The 16,699-nt window shown below is 47.3% G+C and carries 14 protein-coding genes; 11 read left to right on the forward strand and 3 right to left on the reverse strand.

The window, feature by feature from the left end; genetic code table 11:
* Window positions 1-7 precede the first annotated feature (7 nt).
* Window positions 8-1,204: an MFS transporter gene (locus ACM6JA_RS15570; protein ID WP_414852993.1), complete on the forward strand. Its 1,197-nt coding sequence runs from the start codon at window positions 8-10 to the stop codon at window positions 1,202-1,204.
* Between the two features lie 13 nt (window positions 1,205-1,217).
* Here the strand turns inward: ACM6JA_RS15570 and ACM6JA_RS15575 are convergent, their stop codons facing one another.
* Window positions 1,218-1,817 (reverse strand): TetR/AcrR family transcriptional regulator, encoded by a 600-nt coding sequence (locus tag ACM6JA_RS15575; RefSeq protein ID WP_414852994.1) that lies wholly within the window; start codon window positions 1,815-1,817, stop codon window positions 1,218-1,220.
* Window positions 1,818-1,997: 180 nt separating this feature from the next.
* Between ACM6JA_RS15575 and cyoE the strand changes: the two genes are divergently transcribed.
* The 5 genes from cyoE to ACM6JA_RS15600 all read left to right on the forward strand — a co-directional run bounded on the left by cyoE (window position 1,998) and on the right by ACM6JA_RS15600 (window position 8,991).
* Window positions 1,998-2,915 (forward strand): heme o synthase, encoded by a 918-nt coding sequence (gene cyoE / locus ACM6JA_RS15580; RefSeq protein WP_414852995.1) that lies wholly within the window; start codon window positions 1,998-2,000, stop codon window positions 2,913-2,915.
* 178 nt (window positions 2,916-3,093) lie between these two features.
* Window positions 3,094-3,372: a heterocycloanthracin/sonorensin family bacteriocin gene (locus ACM6JA_RS15585; protein WP_414852996.1), complete on the forward strand. Its 279-nt coding sequence runs from the start codon at window positions 3,094-3,096 to the stop codon at window positions 3,370-3,372.
* 147 nt (window positions 3,373-3,519) lie between these two features.
* Window positions 3,520-5,424: a putative thiazole-containing bacteriocin maturation protein gene (locus ACM6JA_RS15590; protein ID WP_414852997.1), complete on the forward strand. Its 1,905-nt coding sequence runs from the start codon at window positions 3,520-3,522 to the stop codon at window positions 5,422-5,424.
* The gene (locus ACM6JA_RS15595; RefSeq protein WP_414852998.1) at window positions 5,421-7,361 is read left to right on the forward strand and encodes a TOMM precursor leader peptide-binding protein; all 1,941 of its coding nucleotides are present in this window, start codon (window positions 5,421-5,423) and stop codon (window positions 7,359-7,361) included. Before ACM6JA_RS15590 ends, ACM6JA_RS15595 begins: the two co-directional genes overlap by 4 nt.
* Window positions 7,362-7,383: 22 nt before the next feature.
* Window positions 7,384-8,991 (forward strand): SagB family peptide dehydrogenase, encoded by a 1,608-nt coding sequence (locus ACM6JA_RS15600; protein WP_414852999.1) that lies wholly within the window; start codon window positions 7,384-7,386, stop codon window positions 8,989-8,991.
* A gap of 40 nt (window positions 8,992-9,031) precedes the next feature.
* Here the strand turns inward: ACM6JA_RS15600 and ACM6JA_RS15605 are convergent, their stop codons facing one another.
* A complete protein-coding gene (locus ACM6JA_RS15605; protein ID WP_414853000.1) occupies window positions 9,032-10,777 on the reverse strand; it encodes a cysteine desulfurase-like protein in 1,746 nt (581 codons plus the stop codon).
* Window positions 10,778-11,056: 279 nt separating this feature from the next.
* Between ACM6JA_RS15605 and ACM6JA_RS15610 the strand changes: the two genes are divergently transcribed.
* Window positions 11,057-11,563 (forward strand): GNAT family N-acetyltransferase, encoded by a 507-nt coding sequence (locus ACM6JA_RS15610; protein ID WP_414853001.1) that lies wholly within the window; start codon window positions 11,057-11,059, stop codon window positions 11,561-11,563.
* An 82-nt stretch (window positions 11,564-11,645) separates the two neighbouring features.
* On the opposite strand, the gene ACM6JA_RS15615 is transcribed toward ACM6JA_RS15610, so the two are convergent.
* Entirely contained in the window at window positions 11,646-12,473 is an 828-nt protein-coding gene (locus tag ACM6JA_RS15615; RefSeq protein ID WP_414853002.1) for a hypothetical protein, read from the reverse strand.
* A 219-nt stretch (window positions 12,474-12,692) separates the two neighbouring features.
* Between ACM6JA_RS15615 and ACM6JA_RS15620 the strand changes: the two genes are divergently transcribed.
* The 4 genes from ACM6JA_RS15620 (at window position 12,693) to ACM6JA_RS15635 (ending at window position 16,685) form a co-directional block, all read left to right on the forward strand.
* Window positions 12,693-13,304, forward strand: coding sequence for a DedA family protein (locus ACM6JA_RS15620; RefSeq protein WP_414853003.1), 612 nt, complete (start codon window positions 12,693-12,695; stop codon window positions 13,302-13,304).
* 184 nt (window positions 13,305-13,488) lie between these two features.
* Window positions 13,489-14,973: an amidohydrolase family protein gene (locus tag ACM6JA_RS15625; RefSeq protein WP_414853004.1), complete on the forward strand. Its 1,485-nt coding sequence runs from the start codon at window positions 13,489-13,491 to the stop codon at window positions 14,971-14,973.
* Window positions 14,974-15,154: 181 nt separating this feature from the next.
* Window positions 15,155-15,997 (forward strand): ABC transporter ATP-binding protein, encoded by an 843-nt coding sequence (locus ACM6JA_RS15630; RefSeq protein ID WP_414853005.1) that lies wholly within the window; start codon window positions 15,155-15,157, stop codon window positions 15,995-15,997.
* Window positions 15,930-16,685: an ABC transporter permease gene (locus ACM6JA_RS15635; RefSeq protein ID WP_414853006.1), complete on the forward strand. Its 756-nt coding sequence runs from the start codon at window positions 15,930-15,932 to the stop codon at window positions 16,683-16,685. The genes ACM6JA_RS15630 and ACM6JA_RS15635 overlap by 68 nt, the downstream gene beginning before the upstream one ends.
* The last annotated feature ends 14 nt before the right edge of the window (window positions 16,686-16,699 follow it).

Below are 16,699 nucleotides of genomic sequence, written 5' to 3' on the forward strand. Positions count from 1 at the left end.
GGGGATAGTGGCAACATTCTTTTTGATCATGATTTACTTGTCGTTTATCAGTTTGGGCCTTCCTGATTCGTTACTGGGGGCAGCTTGGCCGGTCATGCAAGCAGAGTATGGTGCGGCATTTGGTATGGCAGGTGTGATCAACATTGTGATTGCGTCTGGAACGATCGTATCTAGCTTGATGAGTGGTGCATTAATAAAACGATTGGGGACAGGACAGATCACGCTGATCAGCTGTTTGATGACGGCGGCGGCCTTGCTCGGATTTTCTTTTGCTCCTTCGATTATATGGTTGATGGTTTTGGCATTGCCGCTGGGACTAGGAGCTGGCTCTGTGGATGCTGCTCTGAATCATTATGTCGCCACGCATTATCAAGCCCATCATATGAGCTGGCTGCATTGCTTCTGGGGAGTGGGTGCTACACTTGGCCCCATTATTATGTCTGGCTTTATGCGCGATCATGATTTATGGCGGAATGGATACTTGACCATTTCTCTCATTCAATTTGCATTAGTCGTACTTCTAGCGTTTACACTTCCTTTATGGAAACGAATGGAGAACATGCAGAGTCATGCTGTCAAAGAGTCACTGGTTCAGCCGTCTCGTGGGCAGAGCGAACAACCGTTACGGACAAAAGGCGTCAAGCTGACTTTGCTAACCTTTCTCTTCTATTGTGGAGCTGAAGCATCGGTGGGATTATGGGGGAGCAGTTTTTTGGTAAATGTGAAGGAGCTACCTGCGGCTGTAGCGGCGGTGTGGGTAGCCATGTATTACGGTGGCATTACCGTGGGGCGATTTATCACGGGCTTTGTTACCTTCAAAGTGAGCAACCGCGTCCTGATTCGCAGTGGACTTCTCGTATCATTCGCTGGGGCAGCGCTGTTGATGTTGCCATTACCGACTTTCAGTTCGCTAATCGGTTTTCTGTTGCTCGGGTTAGGCTTCGCTCCGATCTATCCCTGTATGCTGCATGATACCCCTGAACGCTTTGGGAAAGAGCAAACACAAAAGCTGATGGGCTATCAGATGGCGGTTGCGTACACTGGTGCCACACTTTTGCCTCCGTTGCTGGGGTGGCTTGCTGCACAGACGACCGTTTCTATTTTACCGTTTTTTACAGCCTTCTACATTGCGTTCATGCTATATGGTTCGGAGAGAGTCAATCGAATCATGAAGCAACGGGCTGCCCAGTCAGAAACGATCTAGTATAAGGCAATCGCTATTTTGACAATATCATGTTTTGCAAAGCTTTTCCGTATAAAGACTGGGGCACCTGGTCGCCACTAATGTAATAAAAGATGCTCATGCCATTCTCTAAAGCAAGAATCGTCCATGCCATTTCATCAGCGGATAGAGTAGAGTCACTTTCTTTTGGCATCAAGGTCTGTATGGCCTTGGAAAGATGCTGTACCGACTCTATGATCATGTTCGACCATCGCTTTCGAACAGACTCTTCGCGCATGGCATAAAGCAAAAATTCCAGGTTCAGCATGTTCCACGTGCGATTTTGTTGCTGAACGGACATAAAATAGGCGTCCATGGCTTCTATAAAATGCGATAATGATGGCTGGCGATCAATTACGTGATGGATATTAGACACATGTAATTGCATCTGACTTTCCAAGATAGCGAGAAAGAGATCTTCTTTGGACTGAAAATGAGCATAAACAGCACCTTTGGTAAATCCAGCATGGTCTGCGATTTTATCAACGGAAGCCCCGTGGAAGCCTAACTGAGCAAAGGTCTCAATGGCTGCGTCAATGAGCAATTGCCGTGTTTCCTGTTTACGCTCTGCTTGGGTTAATCTGCGTCTGTTCATTCGTCCGCCTCCTTCTCTTGACAATCATACCATATAGAATTAACATTCCATATAGTATTTAAATCCTTATCGGTATGTAAGATACAAATGGCAGTTTTGTAGGATTTAACCGTCTACTATGTCATGCTATTTTGGAGTACGATAGATATAGATCATCTAGTAAGAGGGGACAGTGTACGAATGCAGAGGGAAGAAAGCGTTGCAACGCGGAATCGGCCTATGTCCAATATTTTGGCGCAAACGGTTAAGACGGGAATTATCAAATCGAATCTGATTCCGATGTTTGCCGGATTAACATTGGCTTTATATACGTATCACTTCAGTCTATTAGATAAGCTGCCAGAAATCTTATTTGCTACAATCGGCTCTATTTTAATCATGGGCGCAGCGGGTGCTTTTAATAACGTGTATGATCGCGATATCGATTCTGTCATGGAGAGGACGAAGAACAGACCTACGGTGACAGGAGAAATATCAACGAAGAAAGTTTTATGGCTAGCATCCCTGATGACGATTTTTGGCTTGGTGGCTCTCGTCTTGGCATCACCGTTGGCTGCTATTATGGGTTTTCTCGGACTGTTTTTTTATGTCGTGCCTTATACGATGTGGACCAAAAGAAGAACAGTTTACAATACGGAGGTAGGAAGTATTTCTGGCGCAATGCCGCCGCTCATCGGTTGGGCTGCTATTCACCCAGATATCACGCATCCTGCTATCCTTGGTCTCTTTATCATCATGGTCATTTGGCAAATGCCTCACTTCTATGCGATTGCGATTCGCAAGCATGATGAGTACAAGGCGGCTGGGGTTCCTATGTTACCCGTGGTCAAAGGTGCAAGACGTACCTACATTCAAACAAATGTTTATTTGGTTATATTAATTGCTAGCAGTTTTCTATTTTGGTCATTAAGCGCTGGTCTTACGTTTATGGCCCTGCTCCTGAATATTTTATGGCTGGTTCTGAGTGTTTTTGGATACCGGAAAATGGATTCACAGAAATGGTCGAAAACGATGTTTATTTATTCGCTGATTCATATGACGGTGCTGTTCTCGACGGTGATTATTTACTCACTCATGGGCATTATCTTCAAACTGTAACAGTGATCATCCAAGCTGCCTTCACTTTGAGGGCGGCTTCTTTTTTTGTCAGGGAACCTTGCAACATAGCGGGTTTTTCTCATGTTCCACCAAAAATGGGCGCATGATCTGTGCACGAATACCCAACGTTACTACATAAATCTAGAGTAGTTCCATGAAGTGGCGGAGGTGAAAATGAATGGATGAGTTCAAAAAAGAGCTAAAAAAATTGAAGTCTTCTGAAATAAAAGCGGATCGAGTGCAGCGTTGGGACAAAGAAAAAATGAATGAAGCGACGCTAGTTCGAAGTAGATGTGGTGGATGTGGCAGATGCGGTGGTTGCCACAGATGTAGTTGTGGTCGTTGCAGTCGTTGCTCTTGCTCCTGCTCCTGCTCATGTAGCTGTTCCTGCTCCTGCTCCTGCACTTGCAGTTGCTCTTGCTTCTTCCCATGCTTTATCGTGTTTGACGATTTCTAATCACGTAAATGAAGCTCCTGCCCCAAATTGGTTTTTGGCAGGGGCTTTGTTTTTCCAACTGGAATGTGAGACAAAGAGTGATACATAAAATAGCTGTGACATGTCTTGTCGCAAATTGGTTTATTTCACAACGTCAGGGGGAGGAGAATGGATAAGCTGAATCCTTCGATGCGCATAAAAGTGAAGCGGGATACAGTGTATGTACCCGATTCAGACGGAAGTGTGTATTTTCGCAATAACATCGGAACTTTCCGTTTGAAGGGTGACATGATCGATCGATGGGTAGATCAGTTATTTCCCATGTTTAATGGTGTGCATACGTTGGAGCAATTGACCGACGATTTGCCGGAAGAATACCAGCAACAAATTTTCCAAGTGGCCGGTACACTTTTAGAAAATGGATTCCTTCAAGATGTGAGCCGGGAGAAACCACATGAATTATCACCAGAGGTCATGTCGAGGTATGCAGCGCAGATTGAATATTTGGATCAGTTAGGTGGATCAGGAGGGTATCGGTTTCAAAAATATCGAACGGAAAAAGTATTGGTGATCGGGGCAGGTACCTTTCTCCTTTCTGTCATCCATGCATTGCTGGAATCGGGATGCGTTCAATTCCATTACGCCATCACGAATGAGACTTCGACCAATCGTGAGCGGCTAGAGGCGATTATAGAACATTCGCGTAGGAAAGACCCACACGTGAAGCTGGATGAACTCAAGCCGACGTCGTGGGAGGGTGCCGACTGGTCAGCGACGATCGAGCCTTTCGCTGGTATTTTGTACACGTCAGCAAACGTAAACGAGGGCGAAATAAGTGTGATCCAGCTCGCGTGCAGAGAGCGGGAGAAGGTGTTTGTTCCGGCGTTATTTGTCCAGCAAAAAGGTATGGTAGGGCCGCTGATTCATCCACAGTCAGAGGCTTGCTTTGAATCGGCTTGGCGTCGTTTACATCGACAGGCTTTGTGTGCGGACCCCGAGCAACATCCATATTCAATGACCGTAGCAGCCATGCTGGCGAACATCGCTGTTTTTGAATGGTTCAAATACGTTTCAGGTGTCAATGAAGCAGAGGACCCGAACAAAATTTATTTGTTAAATCTGGAGACATTGGAAGGAAGCTGGCAGTCATACATGCCTCACCCAATGCGAAAAGAAGACATGAGCATGGAGGTATTGGATGAGAGGGAGCTTGAATTGCGGATATCCAAAGAGGCAGAACAGAAAGAAAGTCTATTGTCTTTGTTTCCGTCATGGACCTCCCCTGATAACGGAATTTTTCACAGCTGGGATGAGGGAGAGCTTACGCAGCTACCACTGACACAGTGTAGGGTGACAGCAGTCGATCCTGTGGCAGATGGTCCCGCAGAGCTATTGCCAACAGTTGTATGCGCAGGATATACCCATGACGAGGCGCGTAGAGAAGCAGGATTGCTTGGGGCAGAGATGTATGTGGGAAGAATGGTGAACCACCGCAACATCGGAATTGGAGCAGGGGAAACGGCAGCAGAAGGTTTATGTCGGGCATTACAGCATTGTTTGACACTCACGTATGTATCAGAAATGCAAGGACGACAACCAACGGCTAGGCCTGTGCATGTTGACTCGATTGTGGATGAACAGTCCCGGTTTTATGTACGGTCTTTCGCTACATTAGGTGAGAAACTGACGATTGCAAAAGGTCATGAGGTGTACGGATTTCCGGTGTTTTGGGTGGAAACGCCCACGGGATGGTATGGGAGTATTGGCTTGCTAGAGCGAGTAGCATTGCGAAAAGCGCTGATGTATGCCTTGCATCAGATTCAGACGCCAACAAATCAAGTGTCCAAGTATGTACTGACAGCGCAATCTGTCGGCTTGACGGGTGAAGCCATCGAACTTGCACTCAGTAGCGTTCAGGAAGAATCGGAAAAAGAGGTCTGGAAACAAGCGGTTGAGGTACTGGCGCTTCAACACCTTTCTCCTCGAGTCATGAATGCCGCGATAGAGCCTTTCCTAGAAGAAGACCTTGGCGGTGTATTCGCCTTGCTGCTCTCACAGGAGGTGCTTCAATGAGCGTTGACATTCTTGTAGTTGGAGACGGAGTACTGGCGGAGCTGGTTTCAGAACATCTGAGCAAGGACTATCGCGTGTGGCACAGTGAAAACATGGAGTCTGCGACAAGTGGAGCAGATTTGGCGCTCCTGTTGCACGATGCGTACGATCCTGCTTTGCATTTGCAGGCAGAAAAGCATTTCCGAAAAGCGAATATTCCATGGTTGCGCGGTTTCGTTTCGTTCGGGGAGGCAATCGTAGGTCCGTTGGTTCGTCCAGATCAAACAGGGTGCTCCCAGTGTGCAGATATGCGGCGATTGATGGCGGGACGCGATCGCAAAGAGATGTGGAAGATACAACATATGCTGAGGGAGAAAGGCGGCATACCCCGTGATCCATGGTCATCTCGCTCAGGGTTGTTACAAGTGGCATACCATGTCAGTGCGGAGGTTGAACGTATAGTAGAGGGCAGGCAAGCCCAGTTATCCGAGCATATCCAGTTTATTGATTTGCAAACATTGACCAGCACGCGTCACTTCTTTTTGCCCAATCCATTATGTTCGGTATGCAGTCAGCTGCCCGAGGATTCTGAAGAGCAGGCAAGAATATGCTTGAAGCCTATCGTAAAGCAAAGTCCGGACAGCTACCGGACAAAATCCATAGCCGCTTTGAAGCAAGCTCTCACCAACGAATATTTGGATTCCCGAACCGGGTTTTTGAATGGGAAAGTGCGTGATCTTGTCTCTGTGTTCGCAGATGTAAGTGTCAATTTGCCGTTATTTTCACATGACGAGGGGACGGCTGGCAGGTCTGTTTCATACGCGGATAGTGAGATAACGGCGATTTTGGAAGGAATGGAAAGATATTGCGGGCTGATGCCGCGTGGCAAGAAGACGATGGTGCGTGACTGCTATGCAAACCTTGCGCCGCATGCCCTTGATCCGACAACGGCGGGGACCCATTCAGAAGAGCAGTATGCCCTGCCAGATTTTCCTTTTCAGCCGTTTGATCCCAAGCGAGAGATGAACTGGGTATGGGGTTATTCCTTTAAAGAAGAGCGACCCATTCTTGTGCCTGAGCTCATGGCCTACTACAGTATGGGATTCGGGGAGGGAGTTGTATTTGAGACCTCCAATGGCTGTGCGTTAGGCGGTAGTTTGGAGGAGGCGATCTTTTACGGCATCCTCGAAGTGGTGGAGCGAGATGCTTTCCTGTTGACCTGGTATGCCCAATTGCCATTACCGCGTCTCGATCCCGCTACGGTCAATGATCGGGAATTGCTTCTTCTAATTGATCGGATGCAGACCGTTACCAATTACGATTTGTACTTGTTCGATGCGACAATGGAAAATGGAATTCCCGCTGTATGGACGATTGCGAAAAACCGCGGAGAAGAAGGCTTGCACCTCGTTTGTGCAGCAGGAGCGCATCCAGACCCCATCCGCGCTGTAAAAAGCTCGATTTACGAAACGGCTGCCATGCTCATGACTTTGACAGACAAGTACGAAGCGAACCGAGACAAATATTTGCGCATGCTCCATGATTCGTCCCTAGTGAAAAAGATGGACGATCATGCGATGCTTTACAGCTTGCCGGAAGCAGCGGAGCGCTTAGCCTTTCTTATGAATAATTCACGCCCGATGGTCTCTTTCGCTGAACAATTTCCTAGAAGAAACCAGCATCGTGATCTAACAGACGATTTGCGGGAGTTGCTCGGTGTGTTCCAAAAGTTAGATCTCGATGTCATTGTGGTAGATCAAACGACACCAGAGGTAGCGCGCCACGGCTTATCTTGCGTACGCGTATTGATTCCTGGCATGCTCCCGATGACTTTTGGCCAGCATCTCACGCGAGTAACAGGATTGAAAAGAGTATGGGAGGTCCCTGTGAAGCTGGGTTACACGAAACAACCACTGCGTGTAGACGAGTTGAATCCTTTTCCGCATCCGTTTCCATAACATGCATCTGGGAGTGAGCCGGATGAGTCTCGAAAATTTCTTGTACCGCCTTCATTTTGATACGGAAAACGCCAGGCCAAGTGATCTCGAAGTGGATTGGGGGGATGCGCCACTGACATACAAGCTGTACAGGGGGCTACCTGTTATTCCGCTTCCAGAAGACGTCCCTCTATCGCTCGCAGATCATACGGTTTCACAAGTGATGTCTCTTCCTCAATTGGGCGCTTGGTTATGGTATAGCTATGGCCTCATCCAAATCAGCCAATCGTTGTTAACCACAGCGCCGACAGATGTAGGATCTGAGTCGTTTGTGCCACTTGTAACGAATCGAAGACCAGTTCCGTCTGGAGGGGCGCTCTATCCGAGTGAGCTGTACGTGTATTTGAAGCTATCTAGTATTCCTTCTGGTCTATACCACTACGATGTGGCCCATCACAGACTCGTACAATTGCGCGAAGGGAATTTTGATCACTTCCTAAGCCGAGCACTTGGCGGCAGTTGCCCGGTACATGCTTGCTTTGGAGTTGCGTTCGTATCCACCTATTTTTGGAAGAACTTTTTTAAGTATGATGAGTTTTCCTATCGATTGCAGGGCCTCGATGCTGGAGTACTGCTTGGACAATTGCAGGAAATGGCAAACCAGTTCGGTGTAACGACTGCGGTACATTACCAGTTCCTAGATAGAGCGATAAATACACTGCTAGGATTGTCTGCCGATCAAGAGAGTGTATACGCGGTAGTTCCCTTATCGCTTCAAACAGAAGGGGAGAGGCATTCGCACTCAACCACACATTGGGCAGAGCGAGAAGAGGAGACGGCAAGCGAGTTAATCCGAGAACTGCCTGAGCAAAAGCATGTGCAGGTGATGCGCTCAAAAAGAATGAGAAAATATCCTACGCTCCTGCAAATGAATCAAGCTGCCATGCAGGAATCTACCCATTCAATTACACGTTATTCGGATCAGTTGGAAAGCAAGTGGCCTCGTCGTTCCGATGAGCGAATTCTTCTCCCGCGTTTGCAGAAACCAAACTATGATCTGGCGCAATATTGCCGGGAGCGTTTTTCGCCGGAAATGGACTTTATCAGGAGGAAAACAGACCAGGATCAGGTAGCGCGTATCGTGGAAATGACGATGAGTGCTCTATCGTATGGCAATGATTTGGGAAAAAATCAAGAAGTAGCGTGGAGTAGGCTTTCTCTCTTTGTAAGCATTCATCAGGTAGAAGGGATACGAGATGGGGCATACGCTTACGAACCACTGGAACACGCTCTTTATCCGATTGTCTATGGAGATTTACGAGCACGCCTTCAAGACGGAATGACGCTGGACAACGTGAATTTGTATCAAGTGCCGCTCTGCTTTCATGTGGCGGGTAAACGCGATCATTTGATCAATCAGCTAGGGTTTAGAGGGTATCGCATCCAGCATTTGGAGGCGGGAATCGTCGTGCATCACTTGCTTTTGGCAGCGTTCACGTGTGGAATGGGCGGTCATCCGTTACTCGGATTTGACGTGGAAAATTGCGACGATCTTTACAACCTAGAGACAGAAGAGAAAACCTGCTTGATTCAAATTCCAGTCGGGCACTATCGCCCCCGTGCCAGATTTCAGGGCGGGCTTCATGGATAAAAACGTGGAAGACCCGAGTCGCGTTGACCCGGGTCTTGTTTTATGCCCTTATAATGGCTTCCATCCCTTGAATGAAACGGTCTATTTCCTCGTGGGTATTGTACGGTGCCAGCCCCGCTCGTATCCAGCCGCCACTTTCACTGATTCCCAAACAATTGGCGAGTGTTGTCGCATAGAAGTCCCCGTCCGCAAGGAATATGCTATGCTCCTCACACATTCGCTCACATATTTCTTGGGGAGTAAACCCTTCGATCCGAAAAGCGATCGTTGGTGTTTTCGGTACATCTTCACACGCTTGATAGATGGTGACACCATTCATTGCGCCTAGTTCTTTTCGCAGCTTTTCAGCCAACTGATTTTCATAGGCTTCGATCACCTCGTAACCAGACCGGATTTTTTCAGCGAAGGTATCACCGAAACCAAGCGACGCAACAAATTCGATAGCGGGTCTGATTCCAGCGATTCCTTCATGATTTTGTGTTCCGGTCTCCAGTTTATCTGGATAAGAAGAGGGGGCAGGAACCAGTTTGTAAACATCGAGTGCTTCAAAAATTTCTTTGCGAATAATAGCGATTCCCACATGAGGGCCAAAAAACTTGTAAGCGGAACAGAGCAGGATATCGGCTCCAATCTCGTCTCGATGGATAGAGAAGTGAGGTACCGCATGCACGGCGTCGACAGCAACAATAACTCCTTTAGCACGTGCTTTTTGGGAAATGGCAGCGAGATCATGGATCGTTCCGACAGCATTGGAAGCAAGCCCGACTGCCACAAGTCTGGTCCTGGAGGTAAGTAGGGTATCGAGCTCATCTAGTTGTAACGTAAGTGTCTCTTTATTCACTTTTAACCACCGAACGGTTATTCCGCGATCAGCGGCAACAGTCAGCCACGGGTCTACATTGGCGCGGTGATCCATCTCGGAGACGATGATTTCATCCCCTTCTTTCCAATGTCGACCTAATGCACGCGCAATCGCAAAGGTCAGGGTGGTCATATTCGCACCGAAGGCTACCTCCAGCGGCTTCACGTGGAAGAGGTCTGCTACTGCTTGCTTGGCATCTGCAAGGATGGCTTCTGTCTCCTTGCTCGTTGGAAAGGAGCCATGTAAATTCGCTCCACCGTCCGCCATATAGCGATAGATCGCGTCCATGGAGGATTTTACGACTTGCGAGCCGCCTGGGCCATCCAGATAAACAACTGGCTTGCCTTTGTAAGTTCGTTGTAGCGCGGGGAATTGCTCCCGGACTTTTTCAATGGGGAAATGTCCTGATGCAACTTCTAATCGCCAATCATTGGAGCGCATAAAATTTCCTGGAGGGTATTCAAAGACGCATTCTGATTGCAAAGTGAAACCGAGCTTACGGCAAATGGCATTGGAGGCAGGGTTGTCCACGGAGGGATAGGCATGAATAAACTTGTGCCTTCGTTCTTGGTTGATGCGTGTGATGAGTGAGGCTAAAGCCACAGAGGCAATTCCTTTCCCTTGAAAGGGGGGCAGGACGCTCCAGCCTACTTCGTATACGTTTTCCCCTTGCCAGATGCGGTCCCAATAGCCGATGCTTCCGACAGGGGTGTGATCTGGAAGCAGTACGATGCTGAACATCTTGCTCGTTAGCTGTCCGTCCTTATTGACGTATCGTTTGTGCCGAGCGAGGAGCTGCTTCTCCGTCTCCGGGCCTCCAAGATGCTCCATCATGGCAGGCGCATTCAAAAGACGCAGCAAGGGAAGATCGTGATCCGCCCAGGGCAGAATGCGGACAAGCTCAGTGTTTAGCGTTGTGGACATGTTCTCACTCCTTACCAACTGGATTTCCGTGGTGTCCATCATCATTCGTTAACTCTCATTATTCGGAAAAGATTCCAATTAATCAATCTTCAATTCGTTCTTAGAAAAAAGGGATGGAAAATCATGCTATAATGGTAGTGCCCGAGTGATTCTTCCTATCGGAGTAATGAAAAAGTAGCTGAGGTGTAGGAATAGACCCTTTCTGAAAAAACATATGGAGTGTAAATTTACCGTAAATATCGTCACCGGCAATGAAGGAAAAGGAAGGGGTACCTGTCCATGAATGAAAAAAGCATTCACACACAACGGCTCATATTGATTCCATTTACACATAGAATAGCGACGAATGTTTTGCAAGAAAATTACGAAGAGTTATTGGATATGGGGCTTACATTAGGAAAAGGCTGGCCTGATGAGGATGCGATGGAAACGATACCGAAAATCATCAAAGCACTCGAACTCACAGGGGAACCGACAGGATTTGAATCGTGGATGATCATTACAAAAGATGGCATGATGATCATCGGGGATGCAGGGTTCAAGGGAGTACCGAATGCGGAGGGAGAAGTGGACATCGGCTATGGTATTATTGAAGCCGAACGAAAAAAAGGCTACGCGAATGAGGCGGCAGAAGGCCTAGCGAATTGGGCGTTGTTGCAGCCAGATGTGAAAAAGATTACAGCGAAGTGCTTGCTAGATAACATAGATTCCGCGAAAATATTAGTCAAAATGGGCTTTGCAGAAATGAAGAGGGACGACACACTGATTTACTGGTCTAAGCAGTAGGGAATAGCACGACAGAACAGAAACAGAGTGAAATACGAAAAAAAGGACGGACACATGGCCGTCCTTTTTTTCATGGAGAACATCAGTTGCTGGAATTTCCTATGGGAATGTTGTAGATATGTTTCGTGCCATCTTTGTACGTGACCTCGAGTACACCTGATTGAAGGGACGGGCCTTTTGCTTTTACTTTTTTCTTCGTGGAAAACTCTCCTGACTTCGAGTCGAGTCGCAACGTAATGACCGTATTGAAGACCTGAATCGTTACGCGTTTGATATCGTTATTGGAGGCTTTCCCTGTCACTTTGAGTTCGTAATACGATTTAGGGAGCTCACTTGATTCAGCCTGGAGCTCAATCTCATCTGGATGGAGAGCCAGCCCTGCGAGAAATTGCGTCTGCATCTTTACGAATTCCTCTTTACGTTCCTTATCTTCGAGTCCAACGAGGATGCGTACGGAAGAATTCAATTGAAAATAGTCTGGCGTAAGATCATCCGGCAGTTCGTCTGTTCGGAAGTATTCATCTTGCTCGATAGTTCTCCCGGGCTTCAAGATTTTCTCCTGGATGACAGGGGGACATGCAGGTTCGGTTTCTGGGTAAGGAAGCTCCCAAGAGTCTCCAGAGGCATGTGCTTCTAGTCGATTTGTTACACCATAGCAATGACCAGTTGTGTATGTGATTGGTTTCCGCGAAATATTGGTGACAATCGTATTTACGTGGTACACTGGTGAGTCGTATTTTGGATTGTCGATTTCGGTAACGGTCACTTGAAAGCGAAGTCCTTCTTTCTTGAATAGTTTCTCAATGAAAAACATGCCGGTTGCTTTTGCTTCGGCCGCGTTTACATTCACGGCGCCAGCAGTCATAACCAGTAAAAGACATACGAGTGAATGGACAATTTTGCGAAACACACAGTTCACCTCCTCACGATTCGTTTTTGAAAAATGTGCATGGAGGCAATATTTTTTGTTCAGGAATATTCTAAATGAAAATTTTCAAAGGAAGGGTAACCCAAGACTTCCTTCTTTCGTATTGAAATAAAGGAAAAGATTATCGCTTTTCATTGAACTATGCAACGCGTGTCTCTATACTGGAGAGATAAGCATTGGTAGATAATTGTGAGGGATAGCATGCAGAACTGGATGACCCAAATTATTGAACAATATAGTTACTTCGGTATCTTACTGATGATGGCACTGGAAAACATCTTTCCACCCATACCTTCTGAGGTGATCTTGACCTTCGGTGGATTTATGACGACGCAATCATCCTTAACGGTTTTTGGCGTAATCTTGTCAGCTACAATCGGTTCGGTGATCGGGGCAATCATGCTCTATGGAATCGGTTATTACCTAGACGTCAAAAAAATAGAGAAGATCGTAGAGAGATGGGGGCATCTTCTGCGCATTAAAACGGCAGATATCTATAAAGCGAATGAATGGTTCGACCGTTACGGGTACTGGACGATCTTTTTTTGCCGCATGATCCCATTAATCAGAAGCCTGATTTCCATTCCAGCTGGTATGACCAAAATGAATTTCCCGCTGTTTTTGCTATTTACAACACTCGGTACGCTTATTTGGAACATCGTCCTAGTGATGGCTGGTCACTTATTGGGGGAATCGTGGGAAGACATTCTGTACTATTTCGATCTCTATTCCAATGTCGTTTATGCTGTACTCGCATTTGCGGGGATAGCGTTTCTCATTTTTTTCCTCCGCAAACGAAAAGCGGATGCCTAAAACCTTCAAACCATCTTTCCTTCAAGGGAAGGTGGTTTTTCCATTTGGAACCAACAGGTAAACATATTATAAAAAGTTGTAATTTTCTTGCAAATACAAGGTGTCGAAATTGCGGTAAGGTGTAGGGAGGGGGAGTAGGTGACATGGGCACCACCCTTATTCTTGAAGCTGGGGGAGATGCAACTTGATCGATTTGTTACTCGTAAACGGTGTAGTCATTACTATGGACAAAGACCGCCGGGTATTACAGGACGGGGCAGTCGCTATTGATAAAGGAAGAATTTTGGAGGTAGGCGACACCCAACTTCTAAAAGACAAGTATCCCGCGCAAAAGGTAGTTGACTGCGCGCATCATTGTATACTGCCAGGCTTCGTTGACGCACATGGTCATGGCGGACATTCGTTGTTCAAAACGATTGCGACTGACAATATCAACGACTGGATGCCAATCATGACCAACACTTACAAGCACTACGTGACAGACGATTTCTGGTACTACGAGGGAAAGCTGTCCGCACTGGAGCGGCTTAAAGCTGGGATTACAACAGGTGTTAGCGTCCTGGGCTCGATGCCGCGCTCAGATGATCCGATCTTTGCCTTGAATCACGCCAAAGCGTACAACGAGGTTGGCGTTCGCGAAATCGTAGCGACAGGTCCATGCAATCCACCGTGGCCGCATCCCTTCAGCCGCTGGATCGATGGACAAAAAGTAACGAAGGAAGTCACCTATGAACAGGTTCTCGCTGGGGCAGAAGCAGTGATCGAAGCCCTGAATCACGCGAATAACGATAAAACCAGAGCATACATAACTCCATTTGTCATCGTGACCTCTGTCAATCCGTCTTATCCGACACCAGCCGACCAATTGTTTGGCTTAACCGATTTCGACCGTTACCAAGCGCGGAAAATCAGGGAGATTGCGAAAAAGTACGACACGCGCATCCATTCCGATGCTTTTGGAGGCATGATTCACCTCGCGATTCAAGACAAAGAGTACGCGCTGCTCGGTCCTGACGTACACTTGCAGCATTGTCGGGGAATTTCTTTTGACGAGGCGAAAATTTTGGCCGAGACAGGAACGAATGTGAGTGCTTCTCCTGGTTTTGGTCAAATCAATGCACGCACCCCCATTACAGAATTGCTGGAGATGGGAGCGACTGTTGCAATCACGACAGATGGCACCTCGCCGATGACTCCTTTTGACATGTTCCAGGCCATGCGCAGAATGCAGCTGCTGCAACAAGCGGCGCTGCGCGATTATTATTACCTCCCGCCGGGCAAGCTGCTGGAAATGGTAACGATTGATGCGGCACGCTGTGTCGGCTGGGATGACGAGCTGGGCTCGCTTGAGGCTGGTAAAAAAGCGGACGTCATTACTGTAAATATGCATCAGGCCCACTTGAATCCAGAGAACATGCATGTCCATCGTGTCGTCTATCAGGCAGTCGGTGGAGATGTGAACCATGTCATCGTTGACGGTGAGCTGATTATGGACGAGCGCCGTGTTTTGACTGTGGATGAAAAACAAATCCTCAAAGAAGCCAATGAAGAGGCGAATCGCACAATCGAGCGGGCAGGTCTGGAAATCTACATGCAGCCAAGCAAGTATTTCTGGGGGCATGCACGAGCTTATTTGGATGAGAGAAGATTTGACCCGACGAAGTTGTAGGTAAGTAGTTAAAGAAGACGACGTGTAATGCTGCACATAAAACTTTGATACCGCATTGAATAGGAGAAGGTGCCCGCCGCCTTCCCTTTTTTATTGGATTATAGTTGACAAAAACGATAGGATTAATCATTATTTATTCATAATCCCCATCGACTAAGTTGGAATAAAAAGAGGTGCAGTCATGTATCTGACTATTGATAATGTTACGAAACATTTCGTGAATGAGCAGAAACAAAAAGTAAAGGTGCTGGATGATATCAATCTTGAAGTGGAAAAGGGCAGCTTCGTTTCCATTGTCGGCCCCTCTGGCTGTGGAAAGTCGACGCTGCTCTACTTAATAGCCGGATTGGATCAACCGGACAGCGGTGACATACACGTTGCTGGCAACAAAGTGAATAAGCCCGGTCCCGACAGAGTCGTGGTTTTTCAAGAAGCGGGATTATTTCCATGGCTAACGGTTTTGGAAAATGTTACATACGGGCTCAAGTTGAAAAAAATGTCTGCTGCGAAAGCCAACGAGAAGGCGCTGGATGTGCTCAAAATGGTCCATTTAAGTAAGTATGTTCATTCATATCCCCATCAGCTCTCAGGTGGGATGAAGCAACGTGTAGCCATAGCTCGGGCACTTGTCATGGAACCCGACATTTTGCTGATGGATGAACCGTTCTCGGCGTTGGATGAACAGACGCGGATGGTTCTTCATAAGGAGTTGCTTGAGATTTGGCGAACGACCAAGGTCACGATTTTTTTCGTCACCCATAATATCCGGGAGGCCGTTTTGCTTGCGGAGAGGATCGTCGTTTTTGCCACACGCCCCGGAAAAATCAAGGAGATCATTGCGGTTCCTGCCATGCGCGATGGAGTCATGCCGGACAGTGTGACATTAAACACGGAGCAGAAGGTGCTGTCGATCCTGCAAGAAGAGATAGAAAAGGTGCTGAAGGAGGAAATGGGCAATGACTACAGCTTTAAGGCGGGTCATCTTCATCGCTATGATAGCGGCGATATGGGAAGTCACATCTAGATTATCTGGGTTGCCATCGTTCATGTTTCCCAGCTTGACCCAGGTTTTCGAAACACTCGTAAATGGATTGATAAGCGGGCAAATTACCGCCGCGATTGGAAAAAGTTTGGGACGAATCCTGTTGGGCTTTCTCATTGCCATTATTCTCGGACTGATATTGGGTTACTTCATTTGGAGGTACAAACTCGTAGAAGATACGCTTGGCTTTGTGGTGACAGCGCTTCAGTCTATCCCGAGCATTGTCTGGTTCCCGCTAGCGATTATCTGGTTTGGCTTAAATGACTTCTCTATTTTGTTCATCGTGACGATCGGGGCGACCTGGACGATGACGGTCAACGCGACCAGCGGTTTTAAAAATGTCCCACCGTTATATCAGCGGGTAGCCAAGACTTACGGTTCGACTGGCTTTCACTTTGTACGAACAGTCATTCTTCCTGCATCCGTACCGCAGATCATCTCCGGACTTCGAATCGCATGGGCATTTTCCTGGCGGGCACTCATGGCTGGTGAATTACTCGGGGGTGGCGGTGGTCTCGGTCAATTGCTCGAGATGGGACGTTCACTTGGACAAATGGATTTGGTGATATCTGTCATGATCATTATTGCGATCATCGGTACCATCGTCGATAACGTTGTCTTTTCACGCATCGAACGCAACATTCAGATGAAGTGGGGAGTCCATTCATAAAAGAAAAATGGCTA

The organism is Brevibacillus sp. IT-7CA2 (assembly GCF_949767855.1).
In the GTDB taxonomy this organism is placed as follows: Bacteria; Bacillota; Bacilli; order Brevibacillales; family Brevibacillaceae; genus Brevibacillus.